The organism is Thioalkalivibrio sp. ALE25 (assembly GCF_000377285.1).
In the GTDB taxonomy this organism is placed as follows: domain Bacteria; phylum Pseudomonadota; class Gammaproteobacteria; order Ectothiorhodospirales; family Ectothiorhodospiraceae; genus Thioalkalivibrio.
Map to the genome: position 1 here is coordinate 65,575 of NZ_KB897931.1, position 19,016 is coordinate 84,590.

At 67.8% G+C, this 19,016-nt stretch carries 20 protein-coding genes; 2 read left to right on the forward strand and 18 right to left on the reverse strand.

Going from position 1 to position 19,016, the window contains the following annotated elements; translation table 11 throughout:
• Window positions 1-36 precede the first annotated feature (36 nt).
• The 17 genes from bamB to C996_RS0107460 form a co-directional block, all read right to left on the reverse strand.
• A complete protein-coding gene (gene bamB, locus C996_RS0107380; protein ID WP_018866816.1) occupies window positions 37-1,197 on the reverse strand; it encodes an outer membrane protein assembly factor BamB in 1,161 nt (386 codons plus the stop codon).
• Between the two features lie 289 nt (window positions 1,198-1,486).
• On the reverse strand, window positions 1,487-2,101 hold the full coding sequence (locus C996_RS0107385) for a tetratricopeptide repeat protein (protein ID WP_018866817.1): 615 nt from the start codon (window positions 2,099-2,101) through the stop codon (window positions 1,487-1,489).
• Between the two features lie 37 nt (window positions 2,102-2,138).
• Window positions 2,139-3,419 (reverse strand): histidine--tRNA ligase, encoded by a 1,281-nt coding sequence (hisS, locus tag C996_RS0107390; protein WP_018866818.1) that lies wholly within the window; start codon window positions 3,417-3,419, stop codon window positions 2,139-2,141.
• Window positions 3,420-3,463: 44 nt separating this feature from the next.
• A complete protein-coding gene (locus C996_RS0107395) occupies window positions 3,464-4,645 on the reverse strand; it encodes a helix-turn-helix domain-containing protein (RefSeq protein WP_018866819.1) in 1,182 nt (393 codons plus the stop codon).
• Window positions 4,642-5,412 carry a type IV pilus biogenesis/stability protein PilW gene (gene pilW, locus C996_RS0107400; RefSeq protein ID WP_018866820.1) on the reverse strand — a complete coding sequence of 257 codons (771 nt, stop codon included), beginning with the start codon at window positions 5,410-5,412 and terminating at the stop codon, window positions 4,642-4,644. Before pilW ends, C996_RS0107395 begins: the two co-directional genes overlap by 4 nt.
• Complete coding sequence (locus tag C996_RS0107405) at window positions 5,409-6,542, reverse strand: bifunctional tRNA (adenosine(37)-C2)-methyltransferase TrmG/ribosomal RNA large subunit methyltransferase RlmN (RefSeq protein WP_018866821.1); 1,134 nt, start codon at window positions 6,540-6,542, stop codon at window positions 5,409-5,411. Before C996_RS0107405 ends, pilW begins: the two co-directional genes overlap by 4 nt.
• A 113-nt stretch (window positions 6,543-6,655) precedes the next feature.
• Entirely contained in the window at window positions 6,656-7,087 is a 432-nt protein-coding gene (gene ndk / locus C996_RS0107410; RefSeq protein WP_017942415.1) for a nucleoside-diphosphate kinase, read from the reverse strand.
• A gap of 362 nt (window positions 7,088-7,449) precedes the next feature.
• Window positions 7,450-7,653, reverse strand: a complete 204-nt coding sequence (iscX, locus tag C996_RS0107415; RefSeq protein ID WP_018866822.1) for a Fe-S cluster assembly protein IscX — start codon at window positions 7,651-7,653, stop codon at window positions 7,450-7,452.
• Between the two features lie 14 nt (window positions 7,654-7,667).
• Window positions 7,668-8,006, reverse strand: coding sequence for an ISC system 2Fe-2S type ferredoxin (gene fdx / locus C996_RS0107420; protein WP_018866823.1), 339 nt, complete (start codon window positions 8,004-8,006; stop codon window positions 7,668-7,670).
• 4 nt (window positions 8,007-8,010) lie between these two features.
• Window positions 8,011-9,894, reverse strand: a complete 1,884-nt coding sequence (gene hscA / locus C996_RS0107425) for a Fe-S protein assembly chaperone HscA (RefSeq protein WP_019592974.1) — start codon at window positions 9,892-9,894, stop codon at window positions 8,011-8,013.
• Window positions 9,895-9,930: 36 nt separating this feature from the next.
• Entirely contained in the window at window positions 9,931-10,458 is a 528-nt protein-coding gene (gene hscB / locus C996_RS0107430; RefSeq protein WP_018866825.1) for a Fe-S protein assembly co-chaperone HscB, read from the reverse strand.
• A 104-nt stretch (window positions 10,459-10,562) separates the two neighbouring features.
• Entirely contained in the window at window positions 10,563-10,886 is a 324-nt protein-coding gene (gene iscA, locus C996_RS0107435; RefSeq protein ID WP_017942410.1) for an iron-sulfur cluster assembly protein IscA, read from the reverse strand.
• 7 nt (window positions 10,887-10,893) lie between these two features.
• Window positions 10,894-11,304, reverse strand: coding sequence for a Fe-S cluster assembly scaffold IscU (gene iscU, locus C996_RS0107440; protein WP_018866826.1), 411 nt, complete (start codon window positions 11,302-11,304; stop codon window positions 10,894-10,896).
• 54 nt (window positions 11,305-11,358) lie between these two features.
• Window positions 11,359-12,582 carry an IscS subfamily cysteine desulfurase gene (locus C996_RS0107445; protein WP_018866827.1) on the reverse strand — a complete coding sequence of 408 codons (1,224 nt, stop codon included), beginning with the start codon at window positions 12,580-12,582 and terminating at the stop codon, window positions 11,359-11,361.
• A 6-nt stretch (window positions 12,583-12,588) separates the two neighbouring features.
• On the reverse strand, window positions 12,589-13,101 hold the full coding sequence (locus tag C996_RS0107450; RefSeq protein ID WP_018866828.1) for an Rrf2 family transcriptional regulator: 513 nt from the start codon (window positions 13,099-13,101) through the stop codon (window positions 12,589-12,591).
• Window positions 13,102-13,159: 58 nt separating this feature from the next.
• Window positions 13,160-13,987, reverse strand: a complete 828-nt coding sequence (gene cysE, locus C996_RS0107455; protein ID WP_196799349.1) for a serine O-acetyltransferase — start codon at window positions 13,985-13,987, stop codon at window positions 13,160-13,162.
• A 56-nt stretch (window positions 13,988-14,043) separates the two neighbouring features.
• Window positions 14,044-14,787, reverse strand: coding sequence for an RNA methyltransferase (locus tag C996_RS0107460; protein WP_018866830.1), 744 nt, complete (start codon window positions 14,785-14,787; stop codon window positions 14,044-14,046).
• A 148-nt stretch (window positions 14,788-14,935) separates the two neighbouring features.
• Here C996_RS0107460 and C996_RS0107465 point away from each other — a divergent pair, with 148 nt between their 5' ends.
• Window positions 14,936-15,748: an inositol monophosphatase family protein gene (locus C996_RS0107465; RefSeq protein ID WP_018866831.1), complete on the forward strand. Its 813-nt coding sequence runs from the start codon at window positions 14,936-14,938 to the stop codon at window positions 15,746-15,748.
• Between the two features lie 218 nt (window positions 15,749-15,966).
• Here C996_RS0107465 and C996_RS0107470 read toward each other — a convergent pair whose 3' ends face one another.
• On the reverse strand, window positions 15,967-17,877 hold the full coding sequence (locus C996_RS0107470; protein WP_018866832.1) for a thioredoxin domain-containing protein: 1,911 nt from the start codon (window positions 17,875-17,877) through the stop codon (window positions 15,967-15,969).
• Between the two features lie 113 nt (window positions 17,878-17,990).
• On the opposite strand from C996_RS0107470, the gene C996_RS0107475 reads away from it, so the two are divergent.
• Entirely contained in the window at window positions 17,991-19,001 is a 1,011-nt protein-coding gene (locus C996_RS0107475; protein ID WP_018866833.1) for a MerR family transcriptional regulator, read from the forward strand.
• Window positions 19,002-19,016 lie beyond the last annotated feature (15 nt).

Here is a 19,016-nt window from a genome sequence, read left to right on the forward strand (position 1 = left end):
CCCCGCGGTACCCAGAGGCGGCTGGCCTAAGCGGGCTCACTCGGCGCCCCGGATCGCGGGGTTCACCGCGGTCAGTTGCCCGTTGTCGGTCACCACGTACAGCGTCCCGTTGACCAGCGTCGGGCGGGTCACCACGGAACCCGAGCTCGCGCGCAGCCGCGCGACGATGCGCCCATCCTCGAGATCGATCCAGTGCAGGTAGCCCTCGTAATCGCCGACGATCGCATGCGGTCCCACCACGACCGGCGCCGTGACCCCGCGCAGGCGCAGCCCGTCCATCTGCCACAGGTCGCCGCCACTGCGCGGCTGCAGGCCCCACACGTGGCTCTCGGCATCGGTCACCACCAGCACGTCGGAGTCGGTGTCCACGTCCGCGCCCTGGTAGGACGAGAAATCGCGGGTCCAGAAGAGCTCGCCGGAATTCAGATCCAGCGCGGCCAGACGGCCCTGATAGCTCGCGGCAATGGCCGCACCGCGATACAGCGGGATATGGCCGTCCACGTCCACCATGCGCTCGACCTCGGTGCGACCACTGGGGATGCCCAGCGTGGTCTCCCACAGGACATTGCCGCGATTAAGCCCCAGCATCAACAGGCGCCCGTTGTCGAAACCGGCCAGCACGCGTCCGGAGGTGATCTGCGGGCGCTGGGCGCCGCGCAGGCTCAGCGAGGGCGTGGTCCGCAGCGCGGTCCACTGGGTCGCGCCCGAGGCGGCGTCCAGCGCATGCAGGCGGCCGTCATTGGTGCGCACGACCACCAGCCCGCCAGCGACGTCCGAGACTGCCAGCACCTCGCTGGACAGCGCGGCGCGCCAGCGTTCCCCGCCCCCTTCCAGGTCCACACCGATCGCATAGCCGTCCAGGGTCCCGACCACCGCGAGGTCTTCGCCAACTCCGACACCGGCCGAGACTCGGGCGTCGTCCAGGCGCACCTGCCAGCGCTGGCTGCCACTCTCCGGATTCAGCCCGGAGACACGTCCACTGGCGTCGGTCATCACCACAAGGTCGTCGGTGATCCCCGGGTAGACCTGCCACAGGAAACGCTCGCCGCCGCTGCCCACCGAGCGCGACCACAGCCGTTCCGGCTGTCCCTCCGCCTCGAACTCCGGCAGTTCGGCCGGGGGCTCGGTGGTATCACGCTGCCACAGCCCGCAGGCGCTGAGGGACAGGATCAGGGCGCCGGCAATCAGCAGACGCATGGCCGGACTTGCAAGGTAAGGCACTGACATCGGGCGACAGATCCTCTAAGGAAACAAGGGTTTATGTACGCACTCGCGTTCGTGTCGCGGGTGCGCGCGAACGACGGGCGGCCCAGGAGTCTGTCGGATTCGGGCGATCGTCGCGAGCGTGGCGGGAGAGCGAGTCCATTTTTTCGGTCTCTCGAGGCGCATAGTGGGCACTATGTAACGAGAGAGAGCGGAAAAAGGGGCCGTTCTCCCACGCGCGCAGCCGATCAGTTCCAAGTCCGACAGACTCCGCCCCCCTCATTCAAACGGAAAGCTCTTCGTATTTCAGGCGCAGATATTCGGGGCTGTGGCCCGCGTCCAGGGCCGCCTCGTAATGTTCCCGGGCGCCCTCGCGATCGCCGCGAGCACGGGCGAGATCGCCCTGCAGCTCGCGCTTCAGGCCGTTGAAGGCCTCACTGCGCACATCCGCGAGGGTGGTCTCGGCGTCGTCCAGACGCTCGGCCAGGATCATCTGGCGCGCGAGACGCAGGGTCAGCACCTCGCGGTAGCCCCGATCGGGGGCCGCGTCGCGCGCGGCCTGCAGGGCGCTGATCGCCGTGTCGTGATCGTCCTGGGCAATGGCGACATCCGCGCGGTAGACCCAGGCCAGCGCACGGTATGGCGTGCCCCGGCCCTGCTCGATGATCGCATCGGCCAGTTCCTGGGCGCGATCGGTCTGCCCGGTCTGGCCGGCCACCTGCAGGGCCTGATACATCTCGGAGGCCGCCTGGGCGCGGGTTTCTTCCCGATCGCTCCACCAGTTCCAGCCGAACAGGCCGGCGACCCCGAGGACCAGGCCAGCCACGATCGCAAGGCCGTTGTCCGCCCACCACTGTTTGATGCGTTCGGCTTTTTCTTCGTCGGTGAGATCGCTCATGCTGTTCCTTGTTCTTGCTGGATCCGCGCTGGCGCGGTTACGACCGCTGCGCCAGCGCTGTACGGAGATGATCGGCCAGTGCGGTACGCTCCACGGCTACCTGCTCGCCTCCCTGCGATCTTAACGGCTTCACCGTCACGGTGCCCGCGGCGTGCTCGTCACTCCCGAGGACCAGGGCGTAGTGGGCGCCGAGGCGATCGGCCCGCTTCATCTGCGACTTGAAGCTGCCGCCGCCACAGTGCTGGACCAGGCGCAAGCCGGGCAGCTCGCCACGCAGCGCCTCGGCCAGTTGCAGCGCCGGCCCCACCAGTTCGTCGCCCCCGACGATCAGGTAGGCATCCGGCCCGGGTGCCGCGGGGGCCTCTTCGCGGGCCTCCAGCAACGCCACCAGGCGTTCCAGGCCCATGGCCATGCCGATGGCCGGGGTCCCGCGCCCGCCCAGCTGTTCGACCAGGCCATCGTACCGGCCCCCGGCGCAGACCGTGCCCTGGGCACCGAGATCGTCGGTGATCCACTCGAACACGGTGTGCGTATAGTAATCGAGCCCGCGCACCAGTCGCGGATTGTGCTCGTAGGGGATGCCCAGCGCATCGAGGTGCGCGCACAGGGCATCGAAATGGGCACGGGAGGCCTCGTCGAGGTCGTCCATCAGGCTGGGGGCGTTGACGACGATCGCACGGGTTTCCGGGTGCTTGCTGTCGAGGATGCGCATCGGGTTGTCGTAGAGCCGACGCTGCGCCTCCTCGTCCAGGGCCTCCCGGTGCTGTTCGAAATAGGCGATCAGATGGTCGCGGTACCGGCGGCGGCTTTCCGGCGTCCCCAGGGTGTTCAGCTCCAGGCGCACGTTGGCCAGCCCCAGCATGCGCCACAGGCGCGCGGTCATCGCCAGCATCTCGGCGTCCACATCCGGCCCCGGCAGACCGAAGACCTCGACCCCGACCTGGTGGAACTGGCGGTACCGCCCCTTCTGCGGCCGCTCGTGGCGGAACATCGGCCCCAGATACCACAGCCGCTGCACCTGGTTGTGCAGCAGCCCGTGCTGGATCCCCGCGCGCACGCAACTGGCCGTGCCCTCGGGGCGCAGGCTCAGGCTGTCGCCGTTGCGGTCATCGAAGGTGTACATCTCCTTCTCGACGATGTCCGTGACATCCCCGATGGAACGCTTGAACAGCTCGGTCGCCTCGACGATCGGCATGCGGATTTCATGGTAGCCGTAGCCCTCCAGGACCTCGCGCAGCGTGTCTTCCAGGTGCTGCCAGACGTGAACGGACTCGGGCAGGATGTCGTGCATCCCGCGGATCGACTTGATCGCTTTCATGATGTCTTTTCTTGTACGTGATGGCCGCGCGGGCAGATCCCGCGTCAGCCTTCCAGGTCGAAGCGCGCGGTGCGGTCGCTCCGGATATGCGGCTCGAGATCGACGGGCGTGCCATCCAGTGTCAGCGAGACCCCCTCGGCGTTGCCGAGGATCACACGGCCTGGCAATTCCAGGCGCAGCGTCTCGCGATCCCCCGAACTGAGGACGCCGGTCAGGACGACCTCGTCAGCGGCGTCGCGGATCTCCACCCAGGAGGTTTCGGAGAACTCCAGCACCAGCTCGGCGCCCCCGGCGGTGTCCGCCGGGGCCGGCGACGTCTCGGCCGGAGCCTCGGCCTCCGGCAGCGAGGCGATCTCGGACGCGACCTCGGGCGTGACCGGTTCCTCCGGCACGGCCACGCGCTCGGTCAGGGACTCGGGCGTGATCGCGAGGGTCTGGCCATCCTCGATGCCAGTGTCAGGGGTACTCTCGCCCGACTCGATGGGCTCGGCTTCGGCGGCCTCGGCCGCCGCGCTATCCTCCGCTCCGCCCTCGGTCGGGAGCGCTTCCGGGGGCGCGGCTTCACCATCCGGCACCACGGCCGGTTCCTCGTCCGTCAGCGCCGGATCCGCAAGGCCCTGTACAGCCTCCCGGGCATCCCCAAGGTTGATAGACGGCAGGCCGAGCGCGCCCGTGCGCTCGTTCCAGGCATAGACCCCGAGCCCCAGCAGGGCCACAAGCAGCAACAGTGCCAGCCAGTAGATCCCGCGGCTGCGGCGGCGCCGGCGTGCCCGCGCCGAGGGGGTCGCGACCGCCTGCAGCTCGGGATCCACCAGCCCGTGCTGTTCGAACGACTGGATCCAGGGTCCCGCGTCCACCCCCAGCTCGCGGGCACAGGAGCGCAGGTACCCGCGTACGTAGGCCGGCGGCATGTGATGAAAGCGATTGGCCTCGAGATCTTCCAGTGTGCCGCGCCCGAGGTGGATCCGACTGGCCAGGGTCGCGGTATCGAGGCCCGCGGCCTCGCGGGCACGGCGCAGACTCGCACCGGGCTCGTTCTCGCCCCCGGGCGTCTCTGCCTCGGCCTCGGCGGGCCGGTCGCGCGTGGTCAGGCCGTGCGCGGCCGAGAACGACGGCTCGGGGTCCGGGTCGCTCCCCTCGGTACGCAGGGGGGCGACGTTGGTGGTCGAATCGTCAACGTCCTCGACCCGCCCCAGGTCCGGTTCCTTGTCGCGCGGATCACTCATCCTTCACGCTCCAGACGCCGCAACTCGGTCATCTCGTCGCTGTCCGGATGCTGACGGCTCAGGCGCTCGGCGCAGGCATTGGCCGCGCGGCTGTTGCCCAGCGCGGTTTCGGCCTGATAGCACAGCAGAAGGGTCTCGGCGCTCTCGATACCCTGGCTGTCCAGCCGCTGCAGGAAGGCGCGGGTCTGCATCGGCCGGCCGTCCTGGTAGGTCAGCCGGGCCATCTCCAGCAGCGCGCGGGGATAGCCGGGATTGATCTCCAGCGCTTGACGGAGCTGGCGCTCCGCCTGCTCGGTATCGCCCGCATCGGCGTGGCAGACGCCGGAGTTCATGTAGGCGATGTCGCGGCGGTCATAATCCGGATTGTCGATGGCGCGCGCGAACAGGGCCTGCGCCTCGTCGAATTCCTCGCGGCTGCACAACAACGCCCCCAGGTTGGTCTGGGCGAAGGGGTTGCCCTCGTCACGGCGCAGGGCCCGGCGGTAATGTTCCTCGGCGCGATCCAGCTGGCCCTTGCGCTCGAGGACCGCGGCCATGCCGATATTGGCCAGGGCATCGCCGGGGTCATAGTCCAGCGCCCGACGCAGGTTGCGTTCGGCCTGTTCGAACTCGCCCTCGCGCAGATACCCGATCCCGAGCTCGGCGTGCACCTCGGCGGCCTCCTCGCGCTCGCCGGACACCGGCCGGTCGGCCGTGGCGGCACAGCCCCCCAGCACCAGCGCCAGCGTCAACGCCGCGGCGAGGCGCCAACCCGCGCGTCCCGTCATGAAGCCCTCCGATCCGTCTGTGGCAATTCGGCGTGCAGGCGGAACATGCGCATCCCGCGATTGGTACGGTCCTCGACCTGGCCCACCAGCTGGCCGCAGGCGGCATCGATGTCATCCCCGCGGGTACGCCGCACGGTGGTGACGTAGCCGGCCTTTTGCAGCCGTCGTTCAAAGGCCAGCACATCGGCCTCCCGCGGGCGGTCGAACGGGGCCCCCGGGAACGGATTGAACGGGATCAGGTTGATCTTGCCGGGAATACCGCGCAACAGTCCGGCGAGCTCGTTGGCATGTTCCGGCTGGTCGTTGACCCCGGCCAGCAGCACGTATTCGAAGGTCACGCCGCTGTGGGCATCGGTCGCCTCCACATAGCGGCGACAGCTGTCCAGCAGCTCGGCGATCGGGTACTTGCGGTTGATCGGCACTAGACGGTCGCGCAGCGCATCATTCGGCGCGTGCAGACTGACGGCCAGCGCGACATCCGTGTGTTCGCTCAGACGATCCAGCGCCGGCACCAGACCGGAAGTGGACAGGGTCACGCGCCGCCGGCTCAGGCCGTAGGCGTTGTCGTCGGTCATGAGCTGGCAGGCCGGCACGACCGCGTCGAAGTTGGCCAGCGGCTCGCCCATCCCCATCAGCACCACGTTGCTCACCGCCCGCTTGCGCCCTTCCGGCGCCGGCAGGCGCTGCATGGCCAGCCACACCTGGCCGATGATCTCGGCGCTGGTCAGGTTGCGGTTAAAACCCTGCTGAGCGGTGGAACAGAAGGTGCAGTCGAGCGCGCAGCCGACCTGGGAGGAGATGCACAGCGTGCCGCGCCCGCCCTCGGGGATGAAGACGGTCTCGATGGCATTGCCGTCGGGGAGCCGCAGCACCCACTTGACGGTGCCGTCGGCGGAGGCCTTTTCCAGCCCGATCTCGGGGACGCGGATCTCGGTCTCGCGCGCCAGGCGCTCGCGCAGCTTGCGCGAGACGTCGGTCATCTGCTCGAAGTCGGTGACCCCGCGCTGATGGATCCACTTGACGAGCTGGGTGGCACGAAAACGCGGTTCACCCCACTGCGCCAGCAGCTCGACAAGCTGTTGGTGGCTGTAGCCCAGCAGATTCAGGGGGGTGGAGGATGCGCTTGCCATATCAGGGACCGGTTGGCTCAAGTCCCCTAGTGTACTGTGCCGAAGGGATGCCTGCCTACGGGGCCCGGTGCACGGTGCAACCGGGCCCCGCAGCACATGCGGTGCGGACCGTCTTAGCGGGTGCGCGGGCAGACGCCGTCGTCACCGAAGAAGAAGGCGATCTCGCGCTCGGCGGTCTCCGGGGCATCGGAGCCGTGCACGGCGTTCTCGTCGATGGAGACGGCGAAATCGGCGCGGATGGTGCCCGGGGCCGCTTCCTTCGGGTTGGTCGCGCCCATGATGTCGCGGTTCTTGGCGATGGCGTCCTCGCCTTCGAGGACCTGAACCAGCACCGGGCCGGAGATCATGAACTCAACCAGATCGTTGAAGAACGGGCGTTCCTTGTGCACGTCGTAGAAGCCTTCGGCCTGTTCGCGGCTCAGGTGCATCATGCGCGCGCCAACGACCTTCAGGCCGGCCTTCTCGAAGCGGCCGATGATGTCGCCGATCGCGTTCTTGGCAACGGCGTCGGGCTTGATGATGGAAAGGGTGCGTTCAACGGCCATGGGGCGGCTCTCCTGCTACTGGGTTTGAAGATCGGTCGCCGGGCCCGCCCTGAAAACGAGAGAACCCGCTGAACAGCGGGTTCCCAACGCAAAATCAACGCGGACACAACGTGCGGCGCGTAGTCTAGCGACCTCCCACGCCCACGGCAATCGACCGCGCCAAGACCTTAGTGCACCGCCAGCGTCGTACCGAAGGTCAAAAGCGACTCACAGGAAGATGGGAAGACTGGAAGGAATCATTATGTGTGGCGATCGGGTGGCTCTTGCCGGGGCGAAGCACCGTTGAATTCTTCCAATCTTCAAACCTTCCTGTGAACCGCTCTTGACCTTCAGGGCGCTGATACGAAACCAGGCTTGGGTCTTCAGTCGTCGACGTCGGCCTCGTCCATCCAGGCGGCCTGGATCGCCTCGAGGATGCGCTCGCCGGAGCGGTTGGGGTCATCGTCGAAGTCCGGCAGGTTCATCACCCACTGGCGCAGGTCCACGAAGTTGATGTTGCGCGGGTCGACGTCCGGGTGTTCGTCGGCCAGCTGCATCGCGATTTCCTGGGTATCGGTCCACTTCATCGCCTTTCCCTCGCTCAGTGGTTCTCGGAGACCTGATTGATGGTGTACTTCGGCAGTTCCACCACGAGGTCCGTGTCCGCGACGATCGCCTGGCAGGACAGCCGCGAGTCCGGCTCCAGGCCCCAGGCCTTGTCGAGCATGTCCTCTTCGTCCTCGGTGGCCTCCTCCAGACTGTCCAGCCCCTCGCGCACGTAGACGTGGCAGGTCGTGCAGGCACAGGACTTCTCGCAGGCGTGTTCGATCTCGATCCCGTTTTTCAGGGCGAGATCGCAGATGCTGATGCCCGGCTCGGCCTCGATGGAGGCCCCCTCCGGGCAGATTTCCTCGTGGGGCAGAAAGATTACCTGGGGCATGGTGTCAGTTCCCTGCGTCGTATTCGCTAACGTTGTGTCCGGCGAGCGCGCGCCGGATGCTGTCATTCATGCGCCGCGCGACAAAGGCCTCGGAGGCCTGCTCCACGCGCTTGCGCGCCGCCTCGATGGCGTCGGGGTCGGCCCCCTTCTCGCGTTCGGCGCGCAGGGCGTCGCGCGCCTGCTCGATGGTCTGGCGTTCCGCGGCCTCGAGGTAGCGGTCACCGTCCGTCTCCAGCGCGGCGTCCAGCGCCTCGAGCACGCGGTCGGCCTCGACCTGTTCCTCGCGCAAGCGCCGCGCCTCCATGTCCTCGCGCGCGGAGGAGGCGGAATCGCGCAGCATCTGCTCGATCTCGGAATCGGTCAGGCCGTAGCTCGGCTTGACCTCGATATGCGCCTCCACACCCTGGGTCTGCTCGCGTGCCGTTACGTTCAGCAGGCCGTCGGCGTCCACCTGGAAGGTCACGCGAATGCGCGCAGCGCCCGCGACCATCGGCGGGATGCCCGACAATGTGAACCGGGCGAGCGAGCGGTTGGCATCGACCACATCGCGTTCGCCCTGCACCACGTGCAGCGACATCGCGGTCTGGCCGTCCTTGAAGGTGGTGAACTCCTGCGCCCGCGTGACCGGGATGGTGGTGTTGCGCGGGACGATGAACTCGACCAGCCCGCCCATCGTCTCCAGCCCCAGCGACAGCGGGATCACGTCCAGCAGCACCAGTTCGGTATCCGGCTTGTTGCCGGCGAGGATGTCCGCCTGTTGCGCGGCCCCGATCGCGACCACGCGGTCCGGGTCGATGCCGGCGTGCGGGGTGCGGCCGAAGAAGCCCTCCACCGCCTCGCGCACTGCCGGCATGCGGGTGGAACCACCCACCAGCACCACCTCGTCGATGGCGCCGGGCTCCAGCCCGGCATCCTCCAGCACCTGCCGGCAGGCGGCCATGGTGCGCTCCAGCAACGGCCGCGCCAGCTCCACCAGGGTGTCGCGATCCAGCTCGCCGGACCAGGTGGAGCCGTCGGCGCGCCTGACCTCGACCGGGGTACGCGCGGCATCGGTCAGGGCCTCCTTGGCCTGGCGGGCGGCCAGCAGCACGCGGCGCAGGCGCTGCGGATCGGTCTCGCCGGCCATGCCGGCCTGGTTCAGCAGCCAGTCGGCGATGGCGCGGTCGATATCGTCGCCGCCCAGGGCGGAATCACCGCCGGTCGCCAGCACCTCGAACACCCCGCGGCGCAGCTGCAGGATGGAGATATCGAAGGTACCGCCGCCCAGGTCATAGACGGCAATGGTGTTCTCTTCGCCCTGGTCCAGTCCGTAGGCGACCGCCGCCGCGGTCGGCTCGCTGATCAGGCGGAAGACATTCAGGCCGGCCAGCTGTGCGGCGTCCCGCGTGGCCTGGCGCTGGGCATCGTCGAAGTACGCGGGCACGGTGATCACCACGCCTTCGAGTTCGTCGCCCAAGGTCTCCTCGGCCCGCTGGCGCAGGGTATGCAGGATCTCCGCGGACACCTCCACCGCCGTCTTGTCGCCCGCGGCGGTCTCGATGCGCGGCACGCTGGACTCGCCGGTCTTCAGCCGGAACGGCAGCTCGCCGGACAGCGTGGCGACGTCCGCCGCGCCGCGCCCGATGAGCCTTTTGACCGAGGCGATGGTGTTGTGCGGGTCATCCGCGGCGTGCTCGGCAGCCGCATGCCCCACGCTCACCGCATCCGCGGCATAGTGCACCACCGACGGCAGGATATGCCGACCCTGTTCGTCGGGCAGTGTGTCCGCCTCGCCGCTGCGCACGGTCGCGACCAGCGAGTGGGTCGTGCCAAGGTCGATCCCGGCCGCGAGATGGCGCTGGTGCGGCGCGGACTCGGCTCCGGGTTCGGTGATCTGCAATAACGCCATCGGGTATTCGGCTCCTTCACACGGGCGCGGCGGGTGCTACTTGCCGCGCGCCAGGTTCTGTCGGGTTCGTTTCGTTTCTTCCAGCAGGCGATCGAAGAAGCGCAGCTCCAGCACCCGGTCCTTGGCATCCGGCGCGGGTGCTTCCGGGTCTTTCAGGGCATCCGCGACCTTCGCCCGCGCCTCGGCGCGGGCCTGCGCCAGCTCGGTCGCGACCGCTTCCAGTCCGGCCGCATCCCCGCTCGCCGCGGTCTCCTCCAGGCGTTCACGCCATTCGATCTGCGCCTGGATGAACTCGATGTCCTGACTGGTATCGCGTTCGGGGTCAAAGGCCACCCCGGTCCGCTCCAGCAGGTGCACCGCCCGGCGGTAGTCGTCGCCCAGGATCGCGTAGGCCTCGTTCACGTCGGCCGCCACCGCCGCCGCCATGCGGCGCGCCTGGTCACCCTGGCGCACGAAGCGGTCCGGGTGCAGTTCCGCCTGCAGGCGACGAAAGCGCTCGTCCAGCTGTTGCCGGTCGACCTCGAAGGCCACCGGCAGGTCAAACTGCTCGAATGGGTCGTTCATTGCGTCCCTTGCGACGGGCTTGCAAAAGAAAAGGGGTGGTACGACAGCCACCGGGGACGTATCCCCGGGCAACCGCCATGCACCACCCCGCGTGCGAGGCTCAGTCAGATGCTGAAGCTTTCACCGCAGCCGCACCGGGCCTTCTCGTTCGGGTTGTTGAACTTGAACCCCTCGTTCAGGCCTTCCTTGCCGAAGTCCAGCTCGGTGCCGTCCAGGTACACGAGGGACTTCGGGTTCACGACCATCTTGACGCCACGATCCTCGAAGACCGTGTCGGTCTCCTCGATATCGTCGGCGAACTCCACCACGTAGGCCATGCCGGAGCAGCCGGTCGTCCTGACGCCCAGCCGAACGCCCACACCCTTACCCCGCTTCTCGAGGAAGTTGTGGATGCGTTCGGCCGCGGGTTCGGTCACTGTAATCGCCATAGAGCCCTCAGGCAGATTTCTTCTCGGCTTCCGCGGCCTGGCCGTGGCGCTCCTGGTAGTTCGACACCGCCGCCTTGATGGCGTCCTCGGCCAGCACGGAGCAGTGGATCTTCACCGGCGGCAGGGCCAGCTCTTCGGCGATCTGGGTGTTCTTGATCTGGCTCGCCTCTTCCAGGGTCTTGCCACGCACCCATTCGGTGAGCAGCGAGCTGGAGGCGATCGCCGAGCCGCAGCCGTAGGTCTTGAACTTGGCGTCCTCGATGATGCCCTCGTCGTTGACCTTGATCTGCAGCTTCATCACGTCGCCGCAGGCCGGGGCGCCGACCATGCCGGTGCCGACCGTGTCGTCGTTCTTGTCGAAGCTGCCGACGTTGCGCGGATTTTCATAGTGGTCCAGAACCTTGTCACTGTACGCCATGACCGTTCTCCTGTTGCGTGTGTACGCGTTGCGTTAGTGGTGTCGAGCGGGCCCCTAGTGGGCCGCCCACTCGACGGTGCTCAGATCGATGCCGTCCTGGTACATCTCCCACAGCGGGGAGAGCTCGCGCAGCTTGGCGACCGCGGCGCGCACGATCTCGACCGTATGGTCGATCTCCTCCACGGTGGTGTAGCGACCGATGGAGAAGCGGATCGAGCTGTGTGCCAGCTCGTCGTCGCGGCCCAGTGCGCGCAGCACGTAGGACGGCTCCAGGCTGGCCGAGGTGCAGGCCGAGCCGGAGGACACCGCGATGTCGCGCAGCGCCATGATCAGGCTTTCGCCCTCCACGAAGTTGAACGACACGTTCAGGTTGTGCGCGACACGCTGTTCCTGGTCACCGTTCAGGTAGACCTCTTCCATGCCGTCGAGACCGGCCCAGAGGCGGTCGCGCAGCATGCGCACGCGCTCCAGCTCGGGACCCATCTCGGCACCGGCGATCGCGAACGCCTCGCCCATGCCGACGATCTGGTGCGGCGCCAGCGTGCCGGAGCGCATGCCGCGCTCGTGGCCACCGCCGTGCATCTGGGCCTCGATACGCACCCGCGGCTTGCGCCGCACGAACAGCGCACCGATGCCCTTCGGACCGTAGGTCTTGTGCGCGGAGAAGCTCATCAGGTCTACCGGCAGCTTCGACAGATCGATGGCGACCTTGCCGGTGGACTGCGCGGCGTCCACATGGAACACGATCCCGCGCTCGCGGCACAGGTTGCCGATCGCCTCGATGTCCTGGATGACTCCGATCTCGTTGTTCACGTGCATCACCGAGACCACGATGGTGTCGTCACGCATCGCGTCTTCCAGCTCCTGCATGTCGACCAGGCCGTTTTCCTTCACGCCCAGGTAGGTGACCTCGAAGCCTTCGCGCTCGAGCTGGCGCGTGGTGTCCAGCACAGCCTTGTGCTCGGTCTTCACCGTGATGATGTGCTTGCCCTTGCGCTGGTAGAAGTGCGCCGCGCCCTTGATCGCCAGGTTGTCGGCCTCGGTCGCACCGGAGGTCCAGATGATCTCCTTCGGATCGGCGCCCACCAGCTGGGCCACCTGGCCCCGGGCGTTCTCGACCGCCTTCTCCGCGTTCCAGCCAAAACTGTGGCTGCGCGAGGCCGGGTTCCCGAACAGCCCGTCCTTGGTCAGGCAGCCCGCCATCTTTTCCGCCACGCGCTCGTCGACCGGCGTGGTGGAGGAATAGTCGAGATAGATCGGCAGTTTCAGGTCACTCATGGGGCGTTAGCTCCTCTCCGCGGCCGCCTCGGCGGCCGCATGGCTTTTGTCGGTCGAGGCCTGCAGGGAGGCGCCGTGCATCACGACCTCCTGCACACCGTCTTTTTCCATTTGTTCGCGGTGGCGCTGCAGCACATCCGCCAGCGAGCGGGTACTGAGAAAGTCGTAGACCTGCTGGCTCAGATCGGTCCACAGGTCGTGCGTCAGGCAGCGCGAATCGGAATTGCAATTGGCCTTGCCACCGCAGCGGGTCACGTCCACCGGCTCGTCCACCGCCACCACGATATCGGCGACGCTGATGCCCTCCGGATCCCGGCTCAGGGCATAGCCTCCGCCCGGACCGCGGCTGCTGTTCACCAGCCCCTTGCGGCGCAGCCTGGAAAAGAGCTGCTCCAGATAGGACAATGAGAGCTTCTGCCGGCGCGCCACCTCGGCCAGGGATACCGGCCCGTTGCGGGTGTGCATCGCCACATCCAGCATGGCGGTCACGGCGTAGCGGCCTTTGGTCGTCAGTTTCATGGTTGAGTGCACTTGTCGGTCATTTGCCGGCAAGCTTAGCAATACCTGACAAAAACGATCAAGTATTCCCCTGCTGTTTACGTTCTTGTTCGCTCGTGGCAGCTCCCGGGACCTCGCATTCGTCCGGCTCCAGGCCCTCCAGATCGCAGGCCTCCAGCGGGCCGGAATCGTCTTCGCCCAGGGCCTCGCCCGGGTCGATCCCGGCGCGCTTGAGCGCCTGGCAGGCCCGCTCCATGCGTTCGTCCAGGTCGTGCACCCGCTGCACGATACGGTGGATCGCGTTGGCCACCGGGTCGGGCATGTCGCGCGACAGGCCGTAGGCATCGAAGCCCATGCGGTCGGCCATCTGCTGGAATCGCGGATCGGGCTCGGGCCGTGGCCCGATGACCCGGGCCGGGATGCCGACCGCGGTCGCATCGGCCGGCACGTCCTTCAGGACCACCGCGTTGGAGCCGATGCGCGCATGGTCGCCAACGTGGATCGGGCCCAACAGCTTGGCACCCGCCCCGATGACCACCTCGTTGCCGAGCGTCGGGTGGCGCTTGCCCCCCTCCCAGGTCGTGCCGCCCAGGGTGACCTGGTGATAGATCGTGCAGTCGTCGCCCACCTCGGCGGTCTCGCCGATCACCACGCCCATGCCGTGGTCGATGAAGAAGCGCCGGCCAATGGTCGCACCGGGATGGATCTCGATGCCGGTGAGCCAGCGGCTGAAGTTGCCGACCACCCGGCCCAGCCAGCGCAGGCGATGCGTCCACAGCCAGTGCGCGAGGCGGTGATACCACAGGGCATGCAGCCCGGGGTACGCGGTCAGCACCTCGAAGGCGTTGCGTGCCGCCGGGTCGCGGTCAAACACGCAGCGAATGTCCTCGCGCATCCTGTCAAACATCGGCCGGCCTCATTCCTGAGTCTTGCACTAAGGTATCACGCGCCCCGCGCGCGCCCTCAGCGGCCCCTTTCCGTGTGCGTCAATATACCGCGCAGCATGCGCACCTCGCTGGCGCTCAGGCCGGCCCGCAGATACAGGTGGCGCAGGCGGCGCATCAGGTGGCGCGGGTTGTCCGGATCGAGCACATCGATGGTGGTCAGGGCCTGCTCGAAATGCCGGAACAGCCCCTCCATCTCCGCCTGGGTCGCGGGCGGGTCCCGCTCCACCCCGGTCGGCTCGGCTCCGGACACGGCGGGTGCTTCGCCATTCAGCGCCGCCATGCGCAGCGCGTAGGTCATAACCTGAACGCTGCCGGCCAGATTCAGGGAGCTGAAATCGGGGACGGTGGGTATCTGCACAAAGGCATTGCAATGATCGAGTTCGGCGTTGGTCAGACCGCTGTGCTCGCGGCCAAAGACCAGGGCCACCGGCCCCTCGGCGGCGTTTCCCAGCGCCTGCCCGGCCGCGACATCGGGGCCCAGGACCGGCACCGAGTGGGTGCGCAGACGGGCGCTGGTCCCCACCACCCAGACACAGTCGCGGATCGCGGCGGCGAGATCCTCGACCACGCGCGCACCCGCCAGCAGATCGTCCGCGCCCGAGGCCAGCGCCGTCGCGTCGGCATGCGGGAACCGCTCCGGCGCTACCAGCACGAGGTCGGTCACCCCCATGGCCTTCATCGCACGTGCGGCGGAACCGATGTTGCCCGGGTGCGTCGTGCCCACCAGCACGACCCGCACCCGACCGAGGCGTTCTTCCATTCCCGGGGCCCTGTATTGAACGGTGCGGGATTGTACACGCGCACGGTCACGACTTCCCAAGAAAGAGCCGCTTGTGTATTGTTCGCGGCCTTCCCGCGGCGCGCCACAGGCGCCCGCCGGACACCCCGCAGAACACCAGGAGACCCCCATGCACCCCATGCTGAACACGGCGGTATCGGCGGCCCGCGAGGCCGGACGCATCACCACCCGCGCCTGGGGCCGGCCGGATCGCATGAATACCCGCGAGAAGGCCCGCAACGACTGGGTTTCGGACGTCGACCTCTCGGCGGAACAGGCGATCGTGCAGACCCTGCGCCGCGCCTACCCCGATCACGCGATCATGGCCGAGGAAGGCGGCGAGCAAAGCGGTGCCGATGCCGATTTCGTCTGGATCATCGACCCGCTGGACGGCACCACCAACTACCTGCGCGAGATCCCGCAGTACGGCATCTCCATCGCGCTGAAGCACAAGGGACGGCTGGAACAGGCGGTGGTCTACGACCCGCTGAAGGAAGAGCTCTTTACCGCCACCCGAGGTGCCGGTGCCTTCCTCAACAGCCGCCGCATCCGGGTCTCCGAGCGCAAGGACCTCAACGGCGCGCTTCTGGGTACCGGCATCCCGTTTCGCGAGGGCCAGGACCTGGAGCGCTACCTCAGCAGCCTGCGCCACCTGATCCCGGGCACGGCCGGCGTGCGCCGCCCGGGCTCGGCCGCGCTGGATCTGGCCTGGGTCGCCTGCGGGCGCTTCGACGGCTTCTGGGAGATGGGCCTCCAGCCCTGGGACATGGCCGCGGGCCTGCTGCTGGTGCAGGAAGCCGGCGGCGTGGTCAGCGACTGGCAGGGCAACCCGGACGTGATGCGCCGCGGCGACGTCGTCGCCGGCAACCCCAAGGTCCTCAAGGCGATGCTCCAGCGCCTGCACAAGGCCGAAAAGGAAGCCTCCGCCCGCTCCGACGCCTGAAGGGCCTGTTGGGTCACCACGAAGCACACGAAGGCACGAAGAAGGTCAGATGCGACTAACAGGAAGGTTAGAAGATCGGAAGGAATTTAGTTTGGATGAATGACCCCGGAAACGGGCAAATCGCCACCAGAAATCGTTCCTTCCAGCCTTCCCTTCTTCCTGTTAACCGCCCTTGACCTTCTCCGTGTCCTCTGTGCGCTCTGTGGTAATACAGCCCTTCAGCGATCGCGCTGCTGCAGCCAGAGGATCAGGCGGGCGTGGTGGTGCGGGTCGGACTCGATGGCGCGCCCCGGGCGCAGGTCGTATTCCGCGAACGCCGCATCCACCGCCTCGCTGGCATCACGCCACTCCGCGCTGAGACGGAAGATCAGGGTCGTCGGCGACGGCCGGTGCACCGCCGGATGGAAGCGCTGCGAGATCATCCCCGGCAGCGGCGGCTCCGGCTCCGAGCGGAAGCCGTCGTCATCGCGGAAGCGTTCCCAGGCCGCCTCCAGCAATGCCAGCGCCGGCCCCTGCTCGCCCTCGCCCGTGGCGGCCTTCCAGTCCCGCAGGCCGCGCGCGACAAAGGCGTAATCATTCAGCGTGGCCGTCCCGGCCTGATCCGCGGGCAGCCCCATCAGCGTGGGCAATTGGTCGGGATCGGAAGCGACCTCCAGCAGCCAGCCGTGCACCGCCGCACCCGCCTCGCGGAAGCGCTCGTCATGCTGCGCCCCCTCCGCAAGGGCGGAGAGCAGCAGGCCATGCGCCCCGGTCAGGACCTTCTCGTCCCGCGGCAGGCCGCGCGCCTCGCGCGCCCGGATCAGCATCTCGCGCCCGGCGTTCACCTGCTCGCGAACCTCCGCCTCGTCCAGGTCAAAGCGCTCCACCAGGGCCTCGACCCCCGCGCCGCGCCGGGGCAGGTAGCCGAGATCGAACACGGAACTCCCCTCCATGCCGAACCAAGCGCGCACCAGGTCCGGGTAGTCATGGTCCGCCAGCGCGGACTCCAGATCCGCCTCGGGCCACAGGTAGGCACCCCCCTCACGCCCTTCCTCGTCGACCGCCGACAGGCTGGAGGCGAACCCGCGGAAACCACCCTCGGCGGTATCTGCCTGCTCGCCGGTCTCGTCCTCGCGCAGGGCCATGTCGCGCTTGACGAAGTCGAGGTTCTCCAGCCCCAGCTCGATCCAGTCTTCGCGACCGAAATGCTCACCGGCCCGTAGATACAAAAGCGCGAGCTGGGCCTGATCCTCCAGCATCACCTCGAAGTGGGGCTCGTTCCAGTCCGGCGACTCGGAATAGCGGAAGAAACCTCCCCCCAGCACGTCGCGCAGACCGGAGTGGGCCATCTCGTCGAGCGTGATTTCCAGGAACTCGCCGACCCAGCCAGGCGCGGTGCCCGCCTGCACGGCCTCCAGCATCGCGTGCAGATACGGCGAATGCGGGAACTTGGTGGAGCTGCCGAACCCGCCCTGCAGGTCGTCGGCCTCGCGCTCCAGGCGACTCCACAACACCTGCGGCAGGCGGCCGGCACGGCTTTCCGACAGGGGCTCCTCGCCCGCACGCAGTTGCTGGGTCAGCTCGTCACTGCCGCGCCGCGCCAGATCGACCAGCCGGTCGTAGTCCGCCTCCAGGCGTTCGGTAATGCCGTCGAGGAACTCGGCGAACTGATCGCGCGGGGCATAGACCACGCCGGTCAGGGCATGCCCCTGGGGCGTAACCACCACGTTGAGCGGCCAGCCCGCGCTCCCGGCGGTGGCGCGCTGAAACTCCAGCAGGTAGCTGTCCAGCGCCCCGTCGACCTCGCGATCGACCTTCACCGGGATGAAATTCTCGTTCAGCCGCTCGGCAATGCCCTCGTCCTGGAAGCTCTCTTCCTGCATGACATGGCAGTAGAAGCAGGAGTAGTAACCGCTGGAGATCAACAGCGGCCGCCGCTCCTCCCTGGCCTGTTCCAGCAGGGCCGGATCCCAGGCCCGCCACTGGACGGGGTCGTCCGTGTGCAGCCGGAGGTAGGGCGAGATGCTGTCGGCCATCTCGGGGTTGGCCTGCGCCACGCCGGGCATCGCGAGGGCTACGACCAGCAGCGAAACAACCAGACCGGCCCGGCGATTTTCCGGCGTTGCAAACATGTGACCCTCCAGCAGCATCTAGAAAAGGTTGCTACCCTTTGGGACGCGAAGACCGGAAAGGTTCATCCCTGCAGCCCAATGGTCTCCGCGGATCGCATCCGGGATCCGGCACTTGTACATGCGCTGTATAAATGTCGTACAATTTATTCATGGCGAGCGCAACGCACATCGAACTTCAAGACGAAGAAGGCCTGTACCCGATCCGGCACGTGTGCGCGGAGACGGGCATTAACGACGTGACGCTGCGCGCCTGGGAGCGTCGCTACGGGCTCATTCGTCCCATGCGCACGCCCAAGGGCCATCGGCTCTACAGCCCCGGCGATATCGCCCGCATCAAGCGGATCATGGAATTGCTGGACCAGGGCATCCCGGTCTCCCAGGTCCACCGGGTTCTGGACGACGAACCCGCAGCCGCCACCCCCCGCCCGGATCCGGACGCGACCGAAGACGCCCCGGACACCACCACAAAGCCCCGGCATCGCGACAGCCCCGGCCCCGGGATCGCACCCCACACCATGGATCCGGTCGCCGAGGCACTGTACGACTCGGTCACGGATCTGGATGCAGGGGAGCTGGATCGCGTCTACGCCCGGCTGGTCATGCGCCACGGCTGGAATGGCGTGCACGAAAGCGCCTTCCTCGAGGTGTACCGCCGCCTGCGCGAGGAATCCCGTCACAATGCCGAGGGCGAGGTCCGCCTGGCGGTGTTCGCCGCCTGGGCCACGGCCGCATTCGCGGACCAGCTGCGCTCGGCCACGCGCGCCTGCGACGACCCGTCCTACCCCTGTCTGGTCCTGGGCGGCGGGCACCAGCAGGTCGGCGGACTGCTGCTGCAGCTTGCCTGCGCCCGCCACGGCCTGAAGACCCTGCCCCTGTTCGACGCCACCAGCCCCGAGGGTCTGGAGACGCTGATGCGCCGTCTGCGTGCCCCGGCGCTGATCATCCATGGTTCCTCGCAGTTGATGCGCAGCCCCGAACTGCCCCGGGTGGAGGCCATCCTCAACCAAGCCGGACCGCCCTGCTACCTTGCCGGCTCGGCCGCGCTGGAGCTTTCCAAGGTCAAGCACGGCCGCACGGTGGAGGTTCTGCCCGGACCGCCGCTGGAGGCCGCCGCACGACTCTCCCGGCACCTGCCCCAGTAGCCGCCGCGCGCGCCT